At 64.8% G+C, this 22,341-nt stretch carries 21 protein-coding genes; 9 read left to right on the top strand and 12 right to left on the bottom strand.

Features of this window, described 5'->3' with window-relative positions:
• The first annotated feature begins 7 nt into the window (after positions 1–7).
• Complete coding sequence (locus H0S73_RS06755; RefSeq protein WP_181051428.1) at positions 8–766, top strand: TSUP family transporter; 759 nt, start codon at positions 8–10, stop codon at positions 764–766.
• 76 nt (positions 767–842) lie between these two features.
• Here H0S73_RS06755 and H0S73_RS06750 read toward each other — a convergent pair whose 3' ends face one another.
• A complete protein-coding gene (locus H0S73_RS06750) occupies positions 843–1,025 on the bottom strand; it encodes a YdcH family protein (RefSeq protein WP_181051427.1) in 183 nt (60 codons plus the stop codon).
• Between the two features lie 303 nt (positions 1,026–1,328).
• On the opposite strand from H0S73_RS06750, the gene H0S73_RS06745 reads away from it, so the two are divergent.
• From H0S73_RS06745 to H0S73_RS06720, 6 genes are all read left to right on the top strand, one after another.
• Positions 1,329–1,529: a YdcH family protein gene (locus H0S73_RS06745; protein WP_036355000.1), complete on the top strand. Its 201-nt coding sequence runs from the start codon at positions 1,329–1,331 to the stop codon at positions 1,527–1,529.
• 94 nt (positions 1,530–1,623) lie between these two features.
• Entirely contained in the window at positions 1,624–2,115 is a 492-nt protein-coding gene (gene purE, locus H0S73_RS06740) for a 5-(carboxyamino)imidazole ribonucleotide mutase (RefSeq protein ID WP_181051426.1), read from the top strand.
• Positions 2,116–2,123: 8 nt separating this feature from the next.
• Positions 2,124–3,203, top strand: a complete 1,080-nt coding sequence (locus tag H0S73_RS06735; RefSeq protein WP_181051425.1) for a 5-(carboxyamino)imidazole ribonucleotide synthase — start codon at positions 2,124–2,126, stop codon at positions 3,201–3,203.
• Between the two features lie 168 nt (positions 3,204–3,371).
• A complete protein-coding gene (gene rpsU / locus H0S73_RS06730) occupies positions 3,372–3,602 on the top strand; it encodes a 30S ribosomal protein S21 (RefSeq protein ID WP_009763401.1) in 231 nt (76 codons plus the stop codon).
• A gap of 297 nt (positions 3,603–3,899) precedes the next feature.
• Positions 3,900–4,763 (top strand): tetratricopeptide repeat protein, encoded by an 864-nt coding sequence (locus tag H0S73_RS06725; RefSeq protein ID WP_181051424.1) that lies wholly within the window; start codon positions 3,900–3,902, stop codon positions 4,761–4,763.
• A gap of 117 nt (positions 4,764–4,880) precedes the next feature.
• Positions 4,881–5,504 carry a nucleotidyltransferase family protein gene (locus H0S73_RS06720; protein WP_181051423.1) on the top strand — a complete coding sequence of 208 codons (624 nt, stop codon included), beginning with the start codon at positions 4,881–4,883 and terminating at the stop codon, positions 5,502–5,504.
• Here the strand turns inward: H0S73_RS06720 and H0S73_RS06715 are convergent.
• The 9 genes from H0S73_RS06715 to H0S73_RS06675 all read right to left on the bottom strand — a co-directional run bounded on the left by H0S73_RS06715 (position 5,474) and on the right by H0S73_RS06675 (position 16,276).
• Complete coding sequence (locus H0S73_RS06715; protein WP_181051422.1) at positions 5,474–5,953, bottom strand: GNAT family N-acetyltransferase; 480 nt, start codon at positions 5,951–5,953, stop codon at positions 5,474–5,476. The two genes, H0S73_RS06720 and H0S73_RS06715, sit on opposite strands and share 31 nt — an antisense overlap.
• A 208-nt stretch (positions 5,954–6,161) precedes the next feature.
• Positions 6,162–7,559, bottom strand: a complete 1,398-nt coding sequence (locus tag H0S73_RS06710) for an NAD(P)(+) transhydrogenase (Re/Si-specific) subunit beta (RefSeq protein ID WP_181051421.1) — start codon at positions 7,557–7,559, stop codon at positions 6,162–6,164.
• A gap of 4 nt (positions 7,560–7,563) precedes the next feature.
• A complete protein-coding gene (locus H0S73_RS06705; protein ID WP_181051420.1) occupies positions 7,564–8,013 on the bottom strand; it encodes a proton-translocating transhydrogenase family protein in 450 nt (149 codons plus the stop codon).
• A 20-nt stretch (positions 8,014–8,033) separates the two neighbouring features.
• On the bottom strand, positions 8,034–9,170 hold the full coding sequence (locus H0S73_RS06700; protein WP_181051419.1) for a Re/Si-specific NAD(P)(+) transhydrogenase subunit alpha: 1,137 nt from the start codon (positions 9,168–9,170) through the stop codon (positions 8,034–8,036).
• Positions 9,171–9,249: 79 nt separating this feature from the next.
• Positions 9,250–9,543: an aa3-type cytochrome c oxidase subunit IV gene (locus tag H0S73_RS06695; RefSeq protein ID WP_181051418.1), complete on the bottom strand. Its 294-nt coding sequence runs from the start codon at positions 9,541–9,543 to the stop codon at positions 9,250–9,252.
• 113 nt (positions 9,544–9,656) lie between these two features.
• Positions 9,657–10,874 (bottom strand): glycosyltransferase, encoded by a 1,218-nt coding sequence (locus tag H0S73_RS06690; RefSeq protein ID WP_181051417.1) that lies wholly within the window; start codon positions 10,872–10,874, stop codon positions 9,657–9,659.
• Positions 10,875–10,931: 57 nt separating this feature from the next.
• Positions 10,932–12,299, bottom strand: coding sequence for an ABC1 kinase family protein (locus H0S73_RS06685; RefSeq protein ID WP_181051416.1), 1,368 nt, complete (start codon positions 12,297–12,299; stop codon positions 10,932–10,934).
• A gap of 111 nt (positions 12,300–12,410) precedes the next feature.
• Positions 12,411–14,354: a PQQ-dependent sugar dehydrogenase gene (locus tag H0S73_RS06680; protein ID WP_181051415.1), complete on the bottom strand. Its 1,944-nt coding sequence runs from the start codon at positions 14,352–14,354 to the stop codon at positions 12,411–12,413.
• Positions 14,355–14,449: 95 nt separating this feature from the next.
• The gene (locus tag H0S73_RS06675) at positions 14,450–16,276 is read right to left on the bottom strand and encodes a M3 family oligoendopeptidase (RefSeq protein WP_202049779.1); all 1,827 of its coding nucleotides are present in this window, start codon (positions 16,274–16,276) and stop codon (positions 14,450–14,452) included.
• Positions 16,277–16,661: 385 nt separating this feature from the next.
• Between H0S73_RS06675 and H0S73_RS06670 the strand changes: the two genes are divergently transcribed.
• Positions 16,662–18,428, top strand: coding sequence for a L,D-transpeptidase family protein (locus H0S73_RS06670; protein ID WP_181051413.1), 1,767 nt, complete (start codon positions 16,662–16,664; stop codon positions 18,426–18,428).
• A 134-nt stretch (positions 18,429–18,562) separates the two neighbouring features.
• Positions 18,563–20,221, top strand: coding sequence for a peptidoglycan L,D-endopeptidase MepK (locus H0S73_RS25510; RefSeq protein ID WP_343058257.1), 1,659 nt, complete (start codon positions 18,563–18,565; stop codon positions 20,219–20,221).
• Between the two features lie 41 nt (positions 20,222–20,262).
• On the opposite strand, the gene H0S73_RS06660 is transcribed toward H0S73_RS25510, so the two are convergent.
• The gene (locus H0S73_RS06660) at positions 20,263–21,123 is read right to left on the bottom strand and encodes an urea carboxylase-associated family protein (protein ID WP_181051412.1); all 861 of its coding nucleotides are present in this window, start codon (positions 21,121–21,123) and stop codon (positions 20,263–20,265) included.
• A 99-nt stretch (positions 21,124–21,222) separates the two neighbouring features.
• Positions 21,223–22,341, bottom strand: a complete 1,119-nt coding sequence (locus H0S73_RS06655; protein WP_181051411.1) for an ABC transporter permease — start codon at positions 22,339–22,341, stop codon at positions 21,223–21,225.

Below are 22,341 nucleotides of genomic sequence, written 5' to 3'. Positions count from 1 at the left end.
TGTTGTCGTGATTACCGATCCCCTCTTCTATGCCGCCGCCATTCCCGCGGTGATCCTGCTCGGGCTGGCCAAGGGCGGGTTCTCGGGCCTCGGCGTCCTTTCGCTGCCCCTGATGGCCCTGGTGGTCTCGCCCGTGCAGGCCGCCGCCATCACCCTGCCGATCCTGATCGTGCAGGATGTGGTGTCGGTCTGGGCCTATCGGCATACCTGGGATCGGCGCAACGTGGTGATCATGCTCCTGGGCGCCATCTCGGGCATCGTCACGGGCTATCTCCTGGCCGCCCAAGTCTCCGATGCGGCCGTCAAGCTGGCCGTCGGGGTGATCTCCGTGGCCTTCGCCATCCGCCGCATGGTGGTGGAGCGCCGCGCGACCCCGCCCAAGCCAGCCCCGGCCGACGTGCCGCGCGGCGTCTTCTGGGGCTGGGTCACGGGTTTCACCAGCATGATCGCCCATGCGGGCGGGCCGCCCTTCCAGATCTATGTCATGCCCCAGCGCCTGCCGCGGGACATCTTCGTCGGCACCGGAGCCGTGCTCTTCGCGCTGGTCAACTGGATCAAGGTGCCACCCTATCTGGCGCTCGGGCAGTTCACGGCGGAGAACATGACGACCGCCGGCGCCCTGTTCCCGGTGGCCATCGCGTCGACCTGGGCCGGCGTGCTGCTTGTGCGACGGGTCTCAGGCCAGGCGTTCTACACGGCCGTCTACGTTCTGCTGATCCTCGTCGGCGCCAAGCTCATCTACGACGGCGCAGTGGCTTATCTCTAGGATATCCGCGAAAAAGCCGCCGCTCCTTGGTGAAGCGACGGCTTCTTCAGTTGGGAAAGGGTGAGGGATCGGGTGGCTAGTGCACCACCGATTCGGACGTTCTCAGTCTTGTAATCTCGTCCTTAAGCTGAAGCTTCTTCCTCTTGAGTTCTGCCAGCCTCATGTCATCCGACGACGGTCTGTTGAGCGTATCCTGGATCTCTCGCTCGAGGGCGCGGTGCTTCCGTTCCAGTTCCGTCAGGTGATTCTGCAGCGGCATGTCAGTTCCTCCTATTCGATCTACTGACGGACAACATTGTGGCAGACAGAGTGTGGCGAGTCGAAGGCGAAATTCAAAGATTCGAGAGTAGAAGATGCTCCGGCTATCTTGCTCTCCACAGGGCCCGAGAGCATACTTCCGCCCGTCTTGGCCCGGCTGCCGAACGCAGCTTGGCATCTAGCGCATCGTGCGGAAAAGTGGGCCCGGTTTCCGCAGCCAGCGATGCGCCGCTTAAGGGATTGAGCATCGGATCGATCCCAAAAGTGGAATCCACTTTTGGGTCCGAGGCTCTAGGTATTTTCAATGACCGAATTGGCTGAACTGGAAGCGGAACTGGCCCGTCTGAAACAGGAGCACCGTGATCTCGACATGGCCATCGACGCCCTGGAGAGCATGGTCGCCGGGGACCAGCTCCAGGTTCAGCGCTTGAAGAAGCGCAAGCTTTCCCTCAAGGACCAGATCATCCGCCTCGAAGATCAGCTGACCCCCGACATCATCGCCTGAGAATCGCCCCGCCTTTTCGGGAACGCCCTTGCCTGCCCGAGACGGCTTCGCTATTCCCGCTGGGCAATCAAGGCCCTGAAGCCGGAGCCACACCATGGCGCGTCCTCCTATTGCCATCATCATGGGCAGCCAGTCCGACTGGGCCACCATGCGCCACGCGGCCGAGACGCTCGATGCCCTGGGCGTTCCCTACGACACCCGCATCGTCTCCGCGCACCGCACGCCGGACAGGCTGGTGGCCTTCGCCAAGGGGGCCAGGGCGGAAGGGTTTCAGGTCATCATCGCAGGGGCCGGAGGAGCCGCCCACCTGCCCGGCATGACTGCCGCCATGACCCCCCTGCCCGTCTTCGGCGTGCCGGTGGAGTCGAAGGCTCTCTCGGGCCAGGACAGCCTGCTCTCCATCGTGCAGATGCCCGCCGGCATTCCGGTCGGCACGCTCGCCATCGGTCGCGCGGGTGCCGTGAATGCGGCGCTTCTCGCGGCCGCCGTGCTGGCCCTGCACGATCCCGCCCTCAGCCTGCGCCTCGACGAATGGCGGAAGCGCCAGAGCGAGAGCGTGGCCGAGCGCCCCTCCAACGAAGGCTAGAGAAACCCATGATCCGTCCCGGTTGCACCCTCGGCATTCTCGGCGGCGGCCAGCTCGGCCGCATGATCGCCATGGCGGCGGCGCAGCTGGGCCTGAGGACGCATATCTACGCGCCGGAGGAGAACAGCCCGGCCTTCGAGGTGGCGACCGAATACACCATCGCGCCTTATGAGGACGAGGCGAACCTGGTGCGCTTCGCCAAAGCCGTGGACGTGGTCACCTACGAGTTCGAGAACGTGCCGAGCGAGACGGCCGCTATCTTGAGCGCCCACGCGCTGCTCGCCCCCAATGCGCAGGCCTTGGCCGTGTCTCAGGACCGGTTTCTCGAAAAAAGCTTCATCGCGGGCCTCGGCATCGCGGTCGCGCCCTTCGCGCCGGTGTCCAGCGAGGCCGAGCTGACCGAGGCCGTCGGGCGGATCGGGCGCCCCGCCGTGCTCAAGACCCGCCGCTTCGGCTATGACGGCAAGGGGCAGGTGAAGATCGCGCCCGAGGCCGATCCCCTGGCGGCCTGGGAGGAGATCGGACGCGCAGCCTCCATCCTGGAAGGCTTTGTGCCTTTCGAGCGTGAGGTTTCCGTGGTGGCCGCCCGCACGGCCGCGGGCGCCTTCGCGGCCTATGACCTGTGCGCCAACGAGCATCGCAATCACATCCTGGACACCACCCGGGTCCCGGCCGGCGTCTCCCCTGAGACGGAGGAACAGGCTTTCCGCATCGCCCGCTCCATCGCGGAAGCGCTGGACTACGTGGGCGTGCTTGCGGTCGAGCTGTTTCTCGTAACCGGGGACGGGTCCGAGCGTCTCGTGGTGAACGAGATCGCCCCTCGGGTCCATAATTCCGGCCACTGGACCCTCGGCGGCGCCGCAACCTCGCAGTTTGAGCAGCATGTGAGGGCCGTCTGCGGCTGGCCTCTGGGAGGCACCGCCCGCCTCGGCCGGGTCGAAATGAAGAACCTGATCGGGCACGATGCGGACGCCTGGGAGGAAATTTTGGCCGATCCGGGAGCGCATCTGCATCTCTACGGCAAGTCGGAAGCCCGGGCGGGCCGCAAGATGGGTCATGTCACCCGGGTTTTTCCGGAACGGGGCTGAACCATTCCCAAACGGAACCGTTGCCCTCCGGATAGGCGCTTTTCTTGAGAAGCAACCCTGGACAGGCAAGGCTTCTTCTGGTATCGACGCCGACCAGATAGAGGTGCGCATGACGCGCCTCATTGCTTTTTTGTCACAATCGAAACGGTTCAAACACGAGGAATTCGCGTGCAGGTTCTTGTCCGGGATAACAACGTCGATCAGGCGCTCCGCGCTCTCAAGAAGAAGATGCAGCGTGAGGGTATCTTCCGCGAGATGAAGCTTCGCGGCCACTACGAGAAGCCGTCTGAGAAGAAGGCCCGCGAGAAGGCTGAAGCCGTCCGCCGCGCTCGCAAGCTGATCCGCAAGCGCATGCAGCGCGAAGGCCTGCTGCCTTCGAAGCCCCGTCCGACCCGCTAAGCTCTCCGAGCGGGCCTGAAAAGGCCTCGCCGATCGGTTGTGAACCAGCGCCCGTCGCGAAAGCGGGGCGCTGTTTGCATGTCTGGGGCACGTCTTTCCCGGCTGAAGCATCGGAATGCGACCCATAGGCCGCATCAGCGAAGACCGGATCCGCTTTCCGGTCGTTTCCCTAATTGCGAACTAAGTTGCAATTCCTGTTGCGTTATCGCCTTTTTGATGCCTTGTTTCGCGGCTGTTAAGGATTTCCCGCCAGAGTGCCGCTTCCTGGTACTGTGAGTAAATAAGCTGGAGACGAACGTGTTCGCCCCATCGATTCGCCGTTTTGCCCCCCTGAGCCTGACCTTCGTCGCCCTCGGCCTTTCCGCTTGCAGCACCGTGGGCGGAGGCCCCACCCAGCGCATCGCCGTGGTGGAAGAGGACACGCAGGGCACGAGCACGGTCAACATCTCCTCCCTGTCGGACGTGATCCAGCGCAACCCGAACGACCCGAGCGCCTACAACACCCGCGGGGCGGCCTATGCCCGCGTGGGCAATTACAGCAGCGCCATCGCCGATTTCACCAAGGCGGTGCAGCTCGACCCGAATTACGCGCCGGCCTATACCAATCGCGCGCTCGCGCTGCGGCAGACGAACCGTAACGACCAGGCGCTCTCCGACTTCACGCGCTCGATCCAGGCCGATCCCAATTACGGCCCAGCCTATATCGGCCGCGCCAACCTGTATCGCGCCCAGAACCAGTATCAGGAAGCCCTCGCCGACCTGAACATGGCGACCCGCCTGCTGCCCGAATCGGCCGAAGCGCTCCACTCGCGCGGCCTGCTCTACCAGCGCCAAGGCATGCACCAGCAGGCGATCCTGGACTTCGACGCCACCATCGACCGCAATCCCTTCGTGGGCGCCCCCTATGCGGCTCGCGGTCAGAGCTTCGTGGCGACGAACCAGTACGACAAGGCCATCGAGGACTTCAACGCGGCCCTCAACGTCGACAACAAGGACGCCAATTCCTGGGCTTGGCGCGGCGTGGCCCTCGAGCGCAAGGGCGACCGGAGCCAGGCGCTCGAGAGCTATCAGCGCGCGCTGGCCCTCGACAGCAGCAACAGCGTCGCCCGACAGGGCAGCTCCAAGCTCCAGGGTGGCGTCGCAGGGCTGTTCCGCTCGTAAAGCATCGGGCGCAAAAGTGGGAACCGGTTTTGCGCGGAAAGATGCGGTAGAACAAAAACTTGAAGCATCGGACGTGGGTTCACGTCCGATGCTTCAACGCCTCCGGAGCGAGGCCGCATGAACCCCGCCACTCCCCTGCGCGGCCTCGCCGATATCGAACGCCTTCTCGAAGCGCATGCGGACCTGCATGCGCTTCTTTCGCATGTGGAGAGCCTCGGGCTGCCGGATGGCTGGATCGGGGCGGGCTTTATCCGCAACACCGTCTGGGACGTGCTGCACGGACGCGCCGTTGATATGTCATGTCTCAATGATGTGGACGTCGTTTTTCTGGACCCTACCGATGTAAGCAAGGAACGAGACGCGTCGCTTGAAGCCCAGCTCCGAATCCTTGTGCCGGATATGACGTGGCAGGTGAGAAACCAGGCGCGAATGCATCATGCCAATGGGGACGCGCCCTACCGGAACACATGCGACGCAATTGCCTGCTGGCCGGAGACTGCCACGGCGATCGCCGCGCGTTCGGTCGGCGGCAAGGTCGAGATAATGGCGCCACACGGCATTCAGGATCTTCTGAACCTGATCGTGCGACCGACGCCAGCCTTCGAGCACAAGATGGGCGTGTACCGCAAACGGGTCGCGAGCAAGAATTGGCCCGCCCGCTGGCCGAAGCTGACGATGCTCATGACCTGGGACGAGGCTTATCCGGCTCTTCAGAGTTCCTTCGACAGGATCGAGACATAAGGCTCGAAGCCGAAGGTGCGGTAGGTGCGCTCGGCCCGCTCATTGGCCGCGAGAACGCCGATGAAGAGACGCTTGAGGCCAGCCTCCCGGGTCAGGCGCTCGGCTTCCTTCAGGAAGGCTTGACCGATGCCCTGCCCGCGCCAGTCGCCATGCACGATCAGGTCCGTCACCGTGCCGTGGTTGCGCACGCCGTCGATCACATAGGCAGCATCCTGATCGAGCGAGAATCCCATGGCGCCGACGGTCACGCCCTCGGCCACCGCCAGGACGACCCGGCCGCTGCGCCGGGACAGGCGCTGCATCAGCTCGTCGTAATACTCCGCCGCGGCCCCGTAGTCCCGCCGCCGGTCGCCCACGAGATCGGCCTCGAAGACGTTGAGCTGATGGATCAGCTCGATGACGGCATCCCGGTCGGCCGGGAGGGCGGTGCGGAGGAAGATGTTGGACATGAGGAATTTCCGAATAGAAGACGGCTTCTTAAATCAGTTTTTGCTCTAGCCGTCATTGCCGCCTCTTGTCATGGCCGGGCTTGTCCTGGCCATCCCGATGCGATGGAGCGCCGTGCCTCAATGAATCGAGATCACCGGCACGAGGCCGGTGATGACACAAAAATGCCCGGCGCGCGGCCGGGCATGCAACATTTTCCTGACGGTCAGATCAGAGATTCTTCAAGATCTCGTCCACCACCTTCTTGGCGTCGCCGAAGAGCATCATGGTGTTGTCGCGGAAGAACAGCTCGTTCTCGACGCCCGCATAGCCGGAGCCCATGCCGCGTTTGATGAACAGCACGGTCTTGGCACGCTCCACGTCGAGGATCGGCATGCCGTAGATCGGTGAGGACGGATCGGTCTTGGCGGCCGGGTTCGTCACGTCGTTGGCGCCGATGACGAAGGCGACGTCGGCCTGCGCGAACTCGCCGTTGATGTCCTCGAGCTCGAACACCTCGTCGTACGGCACGTTGGCTTCCGCCAGCAGCACGTTCATGTGGCCCGGCATGCGGCCCGCCACCGGATGGATGGCGTACTTCACCTCGACGCCCTCGCTCTTGAGCTCGTCTGCCATCTCGCGAAGCGCGTGCTGCGCCTGGGCGACCGCCATGCCGTAGCCCGGCACGATGATGACCTTGGCGGCGTTCTTCATGATGAAGGCGGCATCGTCCGCCGAGCCCTGCTTGACGGGACGGGTCTCGACCGCACCGCTCGCGGCGGCGGCCGTCTCGCCGCCGAAGCCGCCGAGAATCACGGAGATGAAGGAGCGGTTCATGCCCTTGCACATGATGTAGGACAGGATCGCGCCAGAGGAACCGACCAGCGCGCCCGTGATGATGAGCGCGAGGTTGCCCAGCGTGAAGCCGATGCCCGCCGCCGCCCAGCCCGAATAGGAGTTGAGCATCGACACGACCACCGGCATGTCCGCGCCGCCGATGGGGATGATCAGCGTCACGCCGAGCACGAAGGAGACCAGCACGATCAGCCAGAAGGCCGCATGGCTCTCGGTGCGGATGAAGACGACGAGCAGCACCAGCAGAAGAAGGCCGAGGGCGATGTTGATCAGGTGCCGGCTCGGCAGCAGGATCGGCCTGCCGGACATGCGCCCGTCAAGCTTCAGGAACGCGATCACGGAGCCGGTGAAGGTGATGGCCCCGATGGCGACGCCGAGCGCCATCTCGAACAGCGACCCGCCGTGGATGGTGCCTTCCGAGCCGATGCCGAAGGCCTGCGGCGCGTAGAGGGCGCCCGCCGCCACCAGCACGGCCGCGAGGCCCACCAGGGAGTGGAAGGCGGCCACAAGCTGCGGCATCGCCGTCATGGGTACGCGTTTGGCGACCACGGCGCCGATGCCGCCGCCGATGGCCAACCCCAGGACCACCAGGGCCCAGCCGCCGAATCCGCTCGGCGGGGAGACGAACAGGGTGGTGAGGATGGCGATCCCCATGCCCACCATGCCGTAGAGGTTGCCCTGCCGGGAGGTGGTGGGATGGGACAGGCCGCGCAGCGCCAGGATGAACAGGACGCCGGAGACGAGGTAGAGGATCGAGGCTAGATTGGCCGACATCGCCTCATCCCTTCTTGCGGTACATGGCAAGCATGCGCTGGGTCACCAGGAAGCCGCCGAAGATGTTGATGCTGGCAAGCACAAGGCCGACGAAGCCGAGCGCCCGGGCCCAGATCGGGCCTTCGCCGAGGGACGGCGCCACGTTGACGCCCACCGCCAGCAGCGCGCCGACCACGATCACCGATGAGATGGCGTTGGTGACCGACATCAGCGGCGTATGCAGCGCCGGGGTCACCGACCAGACCACGTAGTAGCCGACGAAGATTGCCAGCACGAAGATCGCGAGGCGGAACACGGTCGGGTCGACGGCCCCGTGGGTCACGATTGCGGCGGCATTGCCGGCGGCCTCGGCCACTTGGTCGGCGATGGTCTGGGCCGCCTCGGCCGGGCGGCGGGCAGCCTCTGCCGCCGCTCGGGCCTGCTCGACGGCCTGTTCGGGCGTAAGCGTTGCCATGGTGTCCTCCCCTGGACGGTTTAAGCGGTCGGCTGGAAGGCGGTGTGGACGATGGCGCCGTCACGGGTCAGGCAGGTGGCCTTGACCAGCTCGTCGTCCCATTTCACGGCCAGAGCCTTGGTTTCCTTGTCCACCAGCGTCTCGACGAAGGCATAGAGGTTCTTCGCGTAGAGGCTGGATGCGCTGGCGGCGAGGCGTCCGGGCACGTTGAGGTGGCCCACGATCTTCACGCCGTTATGGTCCACCACTTGGCCTGCCTGGGCCAGCTCGCAATTGCCGCCGCGCTCCACCGCCAGATCGACGATGACCGAGCCGGGTTTCATGGATTCAACCATGGCCCGCGAGACGAGCTTCGGGGCCGGGCGGCCGGGAATGAGCGCCGTGGTGACGACGATGTCCTGCTTGGCGATATGGGAGGCGACAAGCTCGGCCTGCTTGGCCTTGTAAGCGTCCGACATTTCCTTGGCGTAGCCGCCGGCGGTCTCGGCCTGCTTGAACTCGTCGTCCTCGACCGCGATGAACTTGGCGCCCAGGCTCTCCACTTGCTCCTTGGCGGCGGGACGCACGTCGGTGGCGGTCACCACGGCGCCGAGGCGACGGGCGGTGGCGATGGCCTGGAGACCGGCGACGCCTGCGCCCATGACGAAGACCCGGGCCGCCGGCACGGTGCCGGCCGCCGTCATCATCATCGGCATGGCACGGCCGTATTCGGCGGCACCGTCGATGACGGCCCGGTAGCCGGCGAGATTGGCCTGGGAGGACAGCACGTCCATGACCTGCGCGCGGGTGATGCGGGGCATCAGCTCCATGGCGAAGGCGGAGACCCGCGCATCGGCCAGGGCCTTGAGCGCGGCGTCCTGGCCGTAGGGGTCCATGATGGCGATGACGAGGGCGCCGGGCTTAACGCCCGTCAGCTCACCCTCGGCGGGGCGGCGGACCTTGAGGACGACATCGGCATCCTTCAGGGCATCCTCAGCCGAGCTGACGATGGACGCCCCTGCGGCCTCGAACTCGGCATCGGGAATGCCGGCCTTGATGCCGGCCCCGGCCTGGACGACCACGTCCGCGCCGAGGCTTTTGTATTTCTTGACCGTTTCAGGGGTGGCGGAAACACGGGTCTCCGCTCCATCGGTTTCGGAGAGAACGGCGATCCGCATATAGGCCCCCCTGGATGTGGTCAACGGCTTGAAATCAAGCTCTTATCTCGTGTCTGTTTCTCGAAAGGCTCTCCGCCGCTCAGTAGAGGATGAGCGCCAGGACGAGGAGGATTCCGACTGCTGCCGGAGCTCGCACGCCCACGGAGGGAGCCACTGCGCCGATGCCGCCCGCGACGAGCGAGAGGATCACGCCGAAGATCGCCGTGAGCCAGGCATGCTTGATGCCGCCGACGGCCAGCGCCAGCACGTGGCAGATGATGACCGCGGTGGCGATTTCCGCAAACTGGACAAATCCGTGATAGGTCGCCTCGTGAGCGCGGCCGTCCATATCCGGACTGTAGCCCCCGTGCGGCGCATGTTTTGTATCGGCCATGATTCAAAGCCCTGTTCAGCGTCACTAGTTAACTGCTGCGTTTAGCGCATGCCGTCAGGAGCCGCAATCTTTCGAATGGCTCCAAACGAAAACTTTATGAATGCTTTTCGCATCTATTTGATCCCCAGGAACTCGCGCCACTGGGGCAGGCAGACGGTCTCGTAATCGTATTTCGAAACGGCGATCCGTCGGGCTTCCGCGGCCATGGCGGCGGACTTCTCCCTGTCCGCCAGCGTCTCGCGCACCCGCTCCGCGAGAGCCTTCTCGTCGAAGAAGGGGAAGAGGCGTCCATTGACGCCGTCCTGGACAATCTCGCGGACCGGTTCGGTGTCCGAGGCCACGATCCGGCATTCCAGCGCCATGGCCTCGATGGAGGACCAGGAGAGCACGAAGGGATAGGTCATGTAGACGTGGGCCGAGGAGACCTGCAGGACCCGCACGAACTGGTCGTAAGGCAGGTTTCCGACGAAATGGATCCGGGACCAGTCCACCGGTCGCTCGATTCGGGATTTGAAGACGTCGAACCAGGTTTGCCCCTTCGGGGCGGAACCGGAATAGCTCGTTCCCCGGCCGCCGATGACGACCACGCGAAGCTCGGGATCGATGTCGAGAAGATAAGGCAGGCTCTTGAAGACCACGTGGGCGCCGCGCATGGGCTCGATGTTGCGGGTCACATAGGTGACCACGGGCTTCTCACGGGTGAGCTGCGGCCCGTTCTCGCCGAGCTGGATCCTGACGTTCGGGTCGGGCTGAAGCCTCTGGGTGTCGATCCCGTCATGGATGATGGCGAGACGGTCCCGCAGGTAGGTCGGGAACGTGTCCCGCTGGTAGCGGGTCGGGGCCACGGCCGCATCGGCGGCATCGAGGGCGCCGAGCTGCATGGAGTTCTTCAGGCGCAGGCGCCAGATCACCTCCTCGTCGGTGACCGGGAACTCGGGATCGAAATCGAGGTCCTGCCCCTTGGCGTGATAATAATATTCGAAATAGGCCACGTGGCGGGCCTTGGGCCAGACGTCCTTCAGGAACAGGTTCTCGCCCCAGCCCGTGTTGACCACCACCACATCCGGCTCGAACCCCTGCTCCGCCAGGGCCTTGGCCTTGTGGGCGACGCCATAGGCCCGGCGCAGGCGCGGGACGACCGGGGAGTAACGGTTCTGATAAGGCGCGTCCTCCGGGCCGGGGACCGCATTGTAGGAGAAGTACTTCACCCCCGGGATGGAGCATTGCTTGACCATCCCCAGGCCCACGACCTCATGCCCCTCGGCCACGAAGGTCCTGGCCAGACGAAGGAACTGGCCTGGAAAATTCTGGTGAACGAAAGCGATTTTCATAGGCTGCCTCTAACGTACCGTCATGCGTAAGGCTTAACGGCAAAAGATGCAACCTCATTACATGGGATTTGGTAAACCGGAAGCCGCCAGGGCCTCTTTCTGTTTCTGCTCCAGGTTCTCCAGGGAGAAGCGTTCAATTTCGTTCTCGAACAACCGGTGATAGTTCAGCTCGGCCTTCAGGTGCAGGAAGACCGCGCCCAGGCCCACGGCGGCCCGGTCCATGAACACGAACTCGCGCGGGACGGTGACCGGTCCCTTCTCCTTCAGGGCCTTGTGAACCTCGAAAGCTTGGCGGCGGCCGTATTCGCCGGGCTTCACACCATCGGCCACGGTGCGGACCCGATCGTCGAGGAGCGGAGCATAGATGAAGCGGGCCCAGATGTTGAGGATGTCGATCAGCTCGTTCGAGAGGCTCTTGAACCCCCAGGTCTCGTAGGCATGGACCACCCGGGCCCGGTCGTCGGTCTGGAGCCCGCGATAGAGGTCGACCACGCCGCCGACGAAGCGTGGATGGAAGATGCGGACGCAGCCGTAATCGAGGAGGTTGATCCCCCTCGCCTCTCCGCCTTCCGAGAAGACCGTGTAATTGCCGAGATGCGGATCGCCGTGGATGACGGCCGCATGGCTGAAGGGATGCCACCAGGCCTTGAACATGGCAACCGCCAGCCGGTTGCGGATCTCGACCGGCGCTTCGGTGAACCCGAGGATCTTCTCGCCCTCCAGCCATTCGAGCGACAGGAGGCGCTTCGTCGAGAGCTCCGGATGGACCCGGGGCACGCGGACTTCCTCAACGTCGGCGAGGGTCCGGGCATAGAGCGCCGCGTGTTTCGCCTCGCGCTCATAGTCGAGCTCCTCGCGCACCCGCTCGCCGATCTCCTTGGCGATCTCGCGGGTGTCGATGGCGGGATCCATGCGGCGGTGGAGGGCGAAGACGAGTTCGAGCTGGCTCAGATCCGCCTCCACGGCGGATTGCATGTCGGGGTATTGAAGTTTGCAGGCGAGCTTCTCGCCCTCCTTCGTGGTCGCCCGATGGACTTGGCCGAGCGACGCGGCCGCCGCCGGAGTGAGATCGAAGGTCCCGAACCGGCTCTGCCATTGGGGCCCCAGCTCCGCCTGCATGCGCCGTTTCACGAAGGCCGCTCCCATGGGGGGCGCCTCGCTCTGGAGTTTCTGCAGCTCCGCGGCGTATTCGGGCGGGATAAGGTCCGGGATGGTGGCCAGAAGCTGCGCCACCTTCATGATCGGACCTTTCAGCCCGCCGAGCGCCTGGGCCAGCACCGCCGCGTTGGACGCGTCGCGCGCATCGCCCCCGAACAGCCGCGAACCGGCCATGCGGGCCGCCACCCCGCCCATATTGGCGCCCACCCGGGCGTAACGGGCGGCGCGCGCGGAGAAGCGGTTCGCTTCGCGATCGGAATCGGCCATGACGTGGGATCTCTTGCTCTCAACCGGAGCGCTTAAGATATGGCGTGCGCCGCCGATCGCTAGGGCGGATCCTTCCAGATCCGCCCGGGCATTTTGTCCTCGGCAACTACGTTAAAGAAGGAAATCGCTGGATTTCAGGCTGTGGATTCCGCTCAGCCGGATGATGCCCTCCGCGGTCTGGTCGGAATCCGTATTCAGATAGACCAGAGCCTCCGAGCCGACGACCTCATACCGGACCTGCCCCGCCGCGGTGAACTCGCCTTTGCCGATGAACGTGAAGGCCTGGTTACCGCCGCGAAGGGCATTCGCGTCGATCTCCGACAGATCCAGTCGATCCTGTGCGCTATGACTGAAATCGCGCACCACATCCGCGCGGCTCAAAGAGGAACCGACGGAGCCGATCGTTTGCCATCGAAAAACGTCGGCCCCCGCCCCGCCGGACAACCAGTCCTTGCCCGAACCGCCGGTGAGCGTATCGCGTCCGGCATCGCCATAGAGCCTGTCAATCCCGCCATTACCGGTGAGGATATCGTCGCCTGCTCCACCCCGCAGCAAATTGTCCCCCGATGAGCCTTTCAGCACATCGTTGAAGGCGCTGCCGAAAGCGCCCTCGATGCTGGAGAGGCGGTCTCCAGCCGCATCGCTGCCGGCCTGGGTTTTCTTGGCGAGATCGATGATCACGCGCCCTGGAGAATCACGGTAATCGGCATAATCGAAGCCACTGCCGCCCGACAGGAAATCAGCGCCCGATCCGCCGCGGAGATAATCGTCGCCGCTGCCGCCATACAAGGTGTCATTTCCGCCACCGCCATAGATCCGATCATTGCCGCCTCCCCCCGTCAGAACATCGGCGGCATCGTCATTGGGGTCCGGGCCGATACCGGACTTGAGATCCAGACGGAAAATCTTGCCGCCGTAATCGACGAGGTAAAGGTTGCCCGAGGCGTCCTCGCCCATTGACGAGACGAGTTCGATCGGGCCGCCGCCAACGGCGACCTGCCCCGTCAGATCCTTGAACGACCACGTGCCGGATACATGCTGCAGCGACCAGATCTTGCTGCTGCCGAAATCGGAAAAGAAATAGGTTCCCTGAAAGTCATGCTCGGGCCCGCGATAGACATAGCCGCCCGTCACGGCCTGACCGAGGCTATGGTCATAGGCATGGATCGGATTCGTGTAGTTCGGAAATTGCCTTGAATTGAAGGGCCCTTCGGTAACAGCCCATCCGTAATTGGCGCCGGCCCGTCCGAGATCGATCTCTTCATAGGCACTCTGACCGACATCGCCGATATACATCTCGCCCGTCAGACGGTCGAAGCTCACGCGCCATGGATTGCGCAGGCCGGCCGCATAGATTCCGGTCCCCACGGCGCTTCCCAATCCATCGATCGAAGCCGGATTGTCGGGTGGCAGAGCGTAGTTTTTGGTGGGGTCGGAGAAGGCATCCGACCTCACATCGAGCCGCAGGATCTTGCCCAGCTGATTGCTGAGGTTCTGCGAGTTGTCTCCGTCCGCCCCATCGCCGGTTGCCACATAGAGATAACCGTCGGGACCGAAACCGATCCAGCCGCCGCGATGGTTATCGCTGGACGATGGATAATCGATCCGGTCGATGAGCTGCATGCTTTCCATGTCGGCGACCAGGGGATCCGACGCGAGCGTCTTGTATTCACGGATCTCCACATCGCGGTCGGCCGTGCTGAGATAGACGTAGAATGTCCGGCTCGTCGCAAAATCGGGAGCGAAGGCGAGCCCCAGCAGGCCCTGCTCTCCATCGGTCGCGATCTGAGAGGATACGTTGAGGAATGGCGTTCCGAGAGTCTGGCCCGTGCTGGAGTCATAGACTTTCGCCAGGCCGCCCTTTTCAAGAATGAAGAGGTATCTCGAATCGCCAGGCGCCGATGTCAGGTACAGCGGGTGGTCGAGACCGGACACGATGGCGTTGGCCGCCATCGTCGGCGGGGTTCTGGCATGCGGATCGTAGCCGTAAATCACATCGGCGGCATTCGTGCCGCTCAGTCGGTCTGCTGCTTGACTCCCAATACGAACTGCCATGGTCGACCTTCCAGGTTTGGCCCCACACAGTGATCGTTTTTAGGCTCTGTCCCTTGCCACGGGCGGAAAGCGAACGTTCCGCCCGTGGCAGGAGATCAAACCGTTTCTTTTTCCATCGTCTCCAGCTCGCCGATCAGGCGTTCGATCATCGACAGGCCGATCTGCCAGAAGGCCGGATCCCCGGCATCGAGGCCGAACGGGGCGAGCAATTCCGAGTAGTGCTTGGTGCCGCCGGCCGAAAGGAGCGCGAAATACCGGTCCACGAAGCCCTCGTTGGAACGCTCGTAGACGCCGTAGAGCGAATTCACGAGGCAGTCGCCGAAGGCATAGGCGTAGACGTAGAACGGCGAGTGGATGAAATGGGGGATGTAGGTCCAGAAGCTCTCGTAGCCCGGGCCGAGACGGATCGCCGGGCCTAAGGACTCGTCCTGCACCGACATCCAGAGCTCGCACAATTGATCCGCCGTGAGCTCGCCGTTGCGGCGTTCCAGATGCACCTTGCGCTCGAAGGAATAGAACGCGATCTGGCGCACCACCGTGTTGAGCATGTCCTCGACCTTGGCCGCGAGCATGGCCTTGCGCTGCACGGGATCCCTGGTCTGGTCGAGCAGGCGGCGGAAGGTCAGCATCTCGCCGAAGACGGACGCGGTTTCGGCGAGCGTCAACGGCGTCGGCGCCATGAGCGCGCCGTTGGGGCCGGCCATGACCTGATGCACGCCGTGGCCCAGCTCGTGGGCGAGCGTCATCACGTCCCTGGGCTTGCCCTGGTAGTTCAGGAGCACATACGGATGGGCCGATGGTACTGTCGGGTGAGCGAAGGCGCCCGGAGCCTTGCCGGGACGGGTCGGCGCATCGATCCATTCCTCGTCGAAGAAGCGTCGGGCGATGTCGGCCATGCGCGGCGAGAAGTCGGAATAGGCCGAGAGAACCGTATCCTTGGCCTCGTTCCAGGAGATGGTGCGCTGCTCGACCTTCGGCAGGGGCGCGTTGCGGTCCCAATGGTCGAGCTTGTCCTTGCCGAACCACTTGGCCTTCAGGGCATAGTAACGGTGGGACAGGCGCGGATAGGCCTCGCGCACGGCCGAGACCATCGCCTCCACGACCTCGCGCTCGACCCGGTTGGCCAGATGGCGGGAATCGGCCACGTCCTCGAAGCCCCGCCAGCGGTCGGAGATTTCCTTGTCCTTGGCCAGTGTGTTGGTGATCAACGTGAAGGTGCGCAGGTTCGCCTTGAAGGTCTTCGCCAGGGCGTCGGACGCATCCTTGCGCACGCTCTCGTCCGGATCCTGCAGCTTGTTCAGAGTCGGCTCGATCGCCAGCTCCTCGCCCCGCACCGTGAAGCGCAAGGACGCTATGGTCTCGTCGAACAGGCGGTTCCAGGCCGAGCGGCCGGTCACCGACTTTTCGTGGAAAAGCTGCTCGATCTTGTCCTCGAGCTGATAGGGCTTGTCCTTGCGCAGATCCTCGATCCAGGGCTTGTAATGGGCAAGCGGCGGCTCGCTCATGGCCTTGTCGAGAGCCGCATCCTCGATGCGGTTGAGTTCGAGCGCGAAGAAGAGCAGCTCCGTCGAGGCGGTCGTCAGGCGCTCCTGGGTGTCGCCGTAGAACTTCGCCCGGACCGGGTCGGTGGTGTCGCCGGAATAGACGAGGCCCGCATAGGACATCAGGCGGCCGAGAAGGTCTTCGAGCGCCTCGTAACGCTTCACCACCTCGTTCAGGGTCTCGGACGCCTTCTCGCCCCGGACCATGGCGTCGAGCTTGCCGCGATAGGCTTCGGCGAAGGTCTTGCACTCCGCTTCCGCCTTGGCGAGATCCCGCTTGAACGCCTCGCTGTCCATGCCGGGATAAAGATGAGACAGGTTCCATTCGGGCAGCGACCCGAGGTCGGCCTGCACGGCGCCGGCGGAGGATGGATGGTGCAAGGGGGAGATTCTCTGAAAGGTCACGGGCGACTGCCTGCTGGGAACGCGCTGGAAGGGTCTGCACACATATTGGCCGCCGCGCTCCCCGGATCAACCCATATCGGCCGGAGGCCGGCTTGTGCCGCCTCACCATTAAGAGACGGTTTACTCCTTCTCGTTCAACATACGTCGCATGTTCCTCCATATCGTTTCAACTGCTCATGACGCATTCCGTGTCGGGTCGGCCGCGGCCCTTTACAGAAAATTGAACCAACTTGACCTAGACGATGAAGCCGCATGGCGTTTCGCGCGTTAAGCGTAACAGGACGTGCGCGGGAACACTGACGAATTTCACTTGATGGAGGATTTTCCAGCCTCCACCTTCACTGCGATGAGGAGCATGATCATGCGTGACGTGCGCAAGACGGCACTGTGGCTTGGTCTCATTGGATCCGTCTCCCTCTTGCCCTTGTCCGCCTTTGCGGAGGATGCGAGCCATCCGCAGGCCGAGGTGGTGCAGTCCGTTCCGGCGGAGCCCTCCTTCCACGATGTCGCCGGTCAGGACGCCTCCGCGCCGAAGGATGCGGCCGCTCAGGCCATCCCCTTGCCCGAACCGGCTCCCGTCAGCCTCAAGGCAGTCGATCTCAAGGCCGCTCCCGTCATCGACATTCCCCTGCCCGATGCGGCTCCCGTAACGGCCTTGATGCAGACGGACCTCGTCCGCATGGCCGTGGAAGGATTGTTCGCGGACGATGCGGCCCTGCGCGACATGCGCGTGGGCGCCAAGGATCGGGAGGCCCTGCAGGCCTACTATGCGCAGGCCGAGCGCCCGCTGGTCTGGGCGCGGGACGGCGCCTGGTCGCCCGCCGCCCTGGGCGTGATGGAACGCCTGAAGGCCGCCGACGAAGACGGCCTCGACCCGGCCGATTATGCCCTGCCCGACAGGGGCCTGCGCAGGGACGCGGATCCGGCTCAATGGGCGAAGGCCGATGTGAAGCTCTCCCTGTCGGTGATCCGCTATGCCCGTGACGCCCGCGGCGCACGCATCGACCTCGCCCGCCTGTCCCCCCTGGTGACTCCGAAGCTCGCCCTGCCGGCCGTCGACGAAGTGCTGGGCAAGGTCTCCTCTGCGGGCGATGCGGGCGGCGCCCTCGAGGCCTACAACCCGCCGCATGCCGGCTACAAAGCCTTGAAGGAGCGGCTGGCGAAACTGCGCGAGACCCATCCCTCGCAGCCGAGCGTGCGCCTGCCTCGGGGTCCGATCCTGCGCGTGGGCATGAAGGATCCGCGCGTGCCCCTGATCCGGGCGCGGTTCAATCTCGCGAAGGACGCGAGCAACCAGACGGTCTACGACGAGCGCGTGGCCTCGGCCGTGGCGGCCTTCCAGAAGGAAAAGGGTCTGCCGGATACGGGCGTCCTGAATGCCCAGACGGTGGCAGCCCTCTCCGGCCCCTCGGTGGCGCAGCGGCAATCCGACCTGATCGCCAACATGGAGCGCTGGCGCTGGCTGCCGGCCGATCTGGGGCAGCGGCACATCATGGTGAACGTGCCCGAATTCCGCCTGCAGATGGTCGAGGGGCGCGACACGGTCTACCAGACCCGCGTCATCGTCGGCAAAGAGCAGTCCCAGACGCCGATCTTCTCCGAGACCATGAAGTACCTCGTGGTCAATCCGTCCTGGACGATCCCGCCGTCGATCATGAAGAAGGAGATCCTGCCGGCGCTGGCCAACGATCCCGACTACGCGGCGAAGAAGGGCTACAAGATCATCCGCCGCGGCGACCGGATCATGGTTCAGCAGCCGCCGGGCGAGCGCAATGCGCTGGGTTTCCTGAAATTCATGTTCCCCAACCAGCATGCGGTCTATCTGCACGACACGCCGAACCGCAATCTCTTCTCCGCCAGCAAGCGGGCCTTCAGCCATGGCTGCGTCCGCGTCGACAAGCCCTTCCAGCTCGCCGAGGAGATCATGGGCAAGGACGGCAAATGGACCGAGGAGAAGCTGCGCGGGCTCATCGGCAAGGGCGAGCGCACCGTGCACCTGTCGAACCCGCTGCCCGTGCACCTGACCTACTTCACGCTCGCGGTCGACGAGAAGGGCGAGATGAAGCGCTTCGAGGACCTCTATGGCCTCGACCGCAAGGTCCGGGCCGCTCTGAACCTGTCCGAATAGCCGCCGCTTTTCGTCGGGTTCTCACGCAATTTCTTGCTCTCACTTAACGGGAACGTAACCGTCTTCGGCAAAGATCCTTTCACCATAAGGATTGCTGCATCCCCGGATGCGGACCGGTAAAGACGAGTACCACAGTGAGAGTATTGCGTACGGACCGCCTGGCGCAGCGCGCCGGCATTGGTCTTGTGGCCTTTCTGGCCGTCATGGTGGGTGGGGTGCGCGGCACGCAGGATGCCGTCGCCAACGGCGATACCCGCACGCTGAGCCTTTACAACAACAACACGAAGGAAAGCCTCACCGTCACGTTCAGGCGCAACGGCCAGTACGATTCGGGCGCTCTGCAGCAGCTCAACTGGTTCCTGCGCGACTGGCGCCGGGACGAACCGACCCGCATGGATCCACGCCTGTTCGACACGGTGTGGGAGGTCTATCGCGAGGTCGGGTCCAGCGCGCCCGTCCATGTGAACTCGGGTTACCGCTCGCCGAACACCAACTCCATGCTCAGGCGGCGTTCGAGCGCCGTGGCCAAGAACAGCCAGCACATGCAGGGCAAGGCCATGGACTTCTACCTGCCGGACGTGTCCACCGCGCGCCTGCGCGCCATCGGCATGCGGCTCCAGAACGGCGGCGTCGGCTATTATCCCAATGCCTACACGCCCTTCGTCCATCTCGACGTGGGCAGCGTGCGCGCCTGGCCGCGCATGACCCGGTCGCAGCTTGCCAGCATCTTCCCTGACGGCAAGACCGTGCATATCCCGTCGGACGGCAGGCCCCTGCCCGGCTACGACGAGGCCCGCGCCGAAGTGCTCGCCAAGGGCGGATCGGTCGCCGGCTATACCGCCTATGCGGATGCCGAGGAGGCCATCGCCAACCAGCCGCGCCGCAAGAGCTTCTGGGCGACTCTGTTTGGGCTGGACGAGGACGAGAACGAGGATGCGGAGGAGATCCGGGTCGCCTCGCGGCCGAGCCGGTCCATCGTGGCCTCCCGTACGGCCCAGCCGGCACAGAACTACTACGCCAGCGATTCCAACACGTCAGTCTATGCGGCGCTGCAGCCGGGCCAGGCTCCCGAGCCGGGCCGCCGGGCTCCCGTCGCGATCCAGCCGCGGCCCGAACCGCCCGCTCCCGCCGTCATGGCCGCCATGGCGCCCGCCTTGCGCGAGGATCTGTCGCCGCCGGCCTCCGCACCGCTGCCGCCGACCCGGATCAACGGGGCGCCCGGCACCGTGCAGACCGCATCGGGGCCCGTCCTGGCATGGCAGCAGGGACCGGAATCGCAGTCCGACCTGTCGATCCCCAAGGGCATGGCCTTCGCGCCGATGCCGCCGCGCCGGCCCGACGCGGACGATACAGGCATCGAACCGGTCGCGGGCACCGTCGCCCTCGCCTACGCGCCGCTTCCGCCGGCCCGTCCGGGATCGCTCGCGGCCACGAACCCGATCCCGGGCCTTCCGGAATCGCGCGGCGCGACCGAGATGGCGGCCGTTCAGCACCCTCTGCCGCCGCCCCGGCCCGACCTGCGCCCCATCGTGGTGGCCTCCGCAAGCCCGGTCGACATTCCGGTGACCGGCTCCACGCCCAAGGCCCTGCCCAAGGCCGAGAAGGCGAAGCCGGCGTCCGCTCCCGAAGCCAAGGCGGCCCCCGCCGCGAAGAAGCCTCCGGCCACGGCCCTGAGCACCCTCATGTCGGCGGAGCCCAGCCTGCATATGGGTTTCTCGAACAAGCCCGTGGGCGATCTGGCGACGAACAAATTCACGGGTCCGGCGGTCAAGCCGCTGCCGGTGGTGCGATAAGGAAAAGGGCCCCTCGCGGGGCCCTTTTTTGTCGGTATCGCTTACTCGCCGTGCTGTCGGCCGTAGGCGCTGCGCGCCGGAGGGCTCCAGCCCTGCGGCGGCGCCTTCGGCCTGTAGACCTCTACCAGCAGCGGATGGCAGGCCGCCACGTCGCTCGAATGCTCCGCGCTGCAATCGCCGCCGGGACAGGCGGAAAGCGCGCCCAGAATGTCGATCTCGGCGAAAAATTCCAGATAATCGCCCGGCCGTACGGGGCTCGCCTTCATGAAGTACTGTCCCGTATCGCGCGTGAAACCGGTGCACATGAAGACGTTGAGCACGTCATGCACCGCCGGCTCCACCTCGTCTTTGGGACGCCCCAGCCGGTGCGCGAGCGCCCGGGTGAGGTTGGAATGGCAGCAATGGTGATAATCCTGCCCCGAGAGCAGGCGATGCGTGTAGGGATCGCAGCGCGTTCCGATCACGTCGTGCACGGAGCCGCCGAATTCGTCGAAGCCGTACCAGCCAAGGGTATCGTGGGTGATCGTCGCCATCGGCCTTAAGTAAGGCAGGGACGACCAGAGCTGGTCGCCGGTCGACACATGCGTGCCGTTGAGGGCGCGCGTCTTGCCGGAGAAGAAGCGCTCGTTCAGGTCATCCGCCGACCAGAGATTGAGATCGCCCACCTGCGGCCCCTCGATGCTGACGATCCGGAAGAAACAGCCGGCGGGCACCGTGAAGCAGCGCGCATCGCGGGGCGGCACGATCACCTCGGCGATCTTCTCCCACCCCTCCCGGGCAGCCTGGTATGCGGCGAGGTCGGGCCGCGGCAGGGTCTCGACCGGGTAGCAGATGACGGGAGCGATTTTCCGGCGCGCCTCCGCATCGAGAGGTTCCGGCACTTGGTTCCGGGCGAGCTTCATGCGTTTCTCCAGCTTTCGTGGTTGGTTCCTTATAGGCAACCGGACCGCGGCCTGCGAGCACGAAGAAGGGCGACCATGGCGGCATGGCGGATCGCGTCCTCATGTCAGCCGGTTGCGGAACAGCCAGGCCGCAAACGGCAGGGTCACGGCCGCGATGGCAACGAGCGCGAGCATGTCGGGCAGGAGCTGATCGAGGCCCGCGCCCTCGAGGTAGACCCGGCGCGTGATGCTGATGGCGTATTGGAGCGGGTTGATCAGGGTGAAGTATTGCAGGGCCGCCGGCATGTTCTCGGCCGGCGCCATCAGCCCCGACAGCAGCATGAACGGCATCAGCAACACGAAGGTCAGGATCATCGCCTGCTGCATCGTCCCGGCGATCGACGACAGGAACAGGCCGATCCCGATCGCCGCGGCCAGAAACAGGACGAGGCCGAGATAGAGCACGAGATAGGAGCCTGCGAAGGGTATCTGGAACCAGAACAGCGCCACCAGGAAGATCAGGCTGGACTGCACGATCCCGACCATCATCGACGGGACGGCCTTGCCGATCATGATCTCGGTCGGCCTGAACGGCGCCACGAGGAGCTGATCGAAGGTGCCCTCCTCCCGCTCCCGCGCCACGGACATGGCCGTCAGCATCATCGTCATCAGCATCGTGATCGTTCCGATCAGCGACGGGATCATGTTCCAGCGCGTCTCGAGCGACGGGTTGTACCAAGCCCGCGTCGTCACCTGCACCGCCTGCCCCGGAAGGCCGTGCGAGACACGCCAGGCCTGGCCGAAGGCGGCGGCGATCGTGCCGACATAGCCCTGCGCGATGCCCGCAGTGTTGGAGTTCCGCCCATCGGCGATGACCTGCACCGCGGCCGGCAGGCCCGCGGTCAGGTCCCTCTCGAAATCCTGGTCGATGACGACGATGAGAACGACGCGCCTGTTCGCAAGATAGGCGGCCGCCAGGTCCGTCTGCTCGAGCGTGGCGATCCGCGTGAAGATCCCGGACCCGTCCAGGCGGGCGGCCAGCGCCTGCGACGCCGCGCTCCGATCGTGATCGACGAGGGCATAGGGAACGTTGTTCAGGTCGTAGGTGGCGGCATAGCCGAAGATGAGGCATTGCAGGACCGGGGGCAGGATCAGGGTGACCCGGCTCCGCGGATCCTTGAGGATCACCAGCAGCTCCTTGCGCATCAGCGCCAGGATCCTGAACAGCGCTTCGATCAT

The organism is Microvirga mediterraneensis (assembly GCF_013520865.1).
In the GTDB taxonomy this organism is placed as follows: Bacteria; Pseudomonadota; Alphaproteobacteria; order Rhizobiales; family Beijerinckiaceae; genus Microvirga; species Microvirga mediterraneensis.
This window is presented reverse-complemented; position numbering and strand designations above follow the sequence as displayed.

Coding starts and splice junctions, on each gene's coding strand:
- H0S73_RS06710 (WP_181051421.1), bottom strand. CDS start 7,559: ATGTCGGCCAATCTAGCCTCGATCCTCTACCTCGTCTCCGGCGTCCTG.
- H0S73_RS06685 (WP_181051416.1), bottom strand. CDS start 12,299: ATGGCCGATTCCGATCGCGAAGCGAACCGCTTCTCCGCGCGCGCCGCC.
- purE (WP_181051426.1), top strand. CDS start 1,624: ATGGCGCGTCCTCCTATTGCCATCATCATGGGCAGCCAGTCCGACTGG.
- H0S73_RS06745 (WP_036355000.1), top strand. CDS start 1,329: ATGACCGAATTGGCTGAACTGGAAGCGGAACTGGCCCGTCTGAAACAG.
- H0S73_RS06750 (WP_181051427.1), bottom strand. CDS start 1,025: ATGCCGCTGCAGAATCACCTGACGGAACTGGAACGGAAGCACCGCGCC.
- H0S73_RS06715 (WP_181051422.1), bottom strand. CDS start 5,953: ATGTCCAACATCTTCCTCCGCACCGCCCTCCCGGCCGACCGGGATGCC.
- H0S73_RS06690 (WP_181051417.1), bottom strand. CDS start 10,874: ATGAAAATCGCTTTCGTTCACCAGAATTTTCCAGGCCAGTTCCTTCGT.
- H0S73_RS06700 (WP_181051419.1), bottom strand. CDS start 9,170: ATGCGGATCGCCGTTCTCTCCGAAACCGATGGAGCGGAGACCCGTGTT.
- H0S73_RS06660 (WP_181051412.1), bottom strand. CDS start 21,123: ATGAAGCTCGCCCGGAACCAAGTGCCGGAACCTCTCGATGCGGAGGCG.
- H0S73_RS06655 (WP_181051411.1), bottom strand. CDS start 22,341: ATGATCGAAGCGCTGTTCAGGATCCTGGCGCTGATGCGCAAGGAGCTG.
- H0S73_RS06705 (WP_181051420.1), bottom strand. CDS start 8,013: ATGGCAACGCTTACGCCCGAACAGGCCGTCGAGCAGGCCCGAGCGGCG.
- H0S73_RS06680 (WP_181051415.1), bottom strand. CDS start 14,354: ATGGCAGTTCGTATTGGGAGTCAAGCAGCAGACCGACTGAGCGGCACG.
- H0S73_RS06695 (WP_181051418.1), bottom strand. CDS start 9,543: ATGGCCGATACAAAACATGCGCCGCACGGGGGCTACAGTCCGGATATG.
- H0S73_RS06720 (WP_181051423.1), top strand. CDS start 4,881: ATGAACCCCGCCACTCCCCTGCGCGGCCTCGCCGATATCGAACGCCTT.
- H0S73_RS06670 (WP_181051413.1), top strand. CDS start 16,662: ATGCGTGACGTGCGCAAGACGGCACTGTGGCTTGGTCTCATTGGATCC.
- H0S73_RS06735 (WP_181051425.1), top strand. CDS start 2,124: ATGATCCGTCCCGGTTGCACCCTCGGCATTCTCGGCGGCGGCCAGCTC.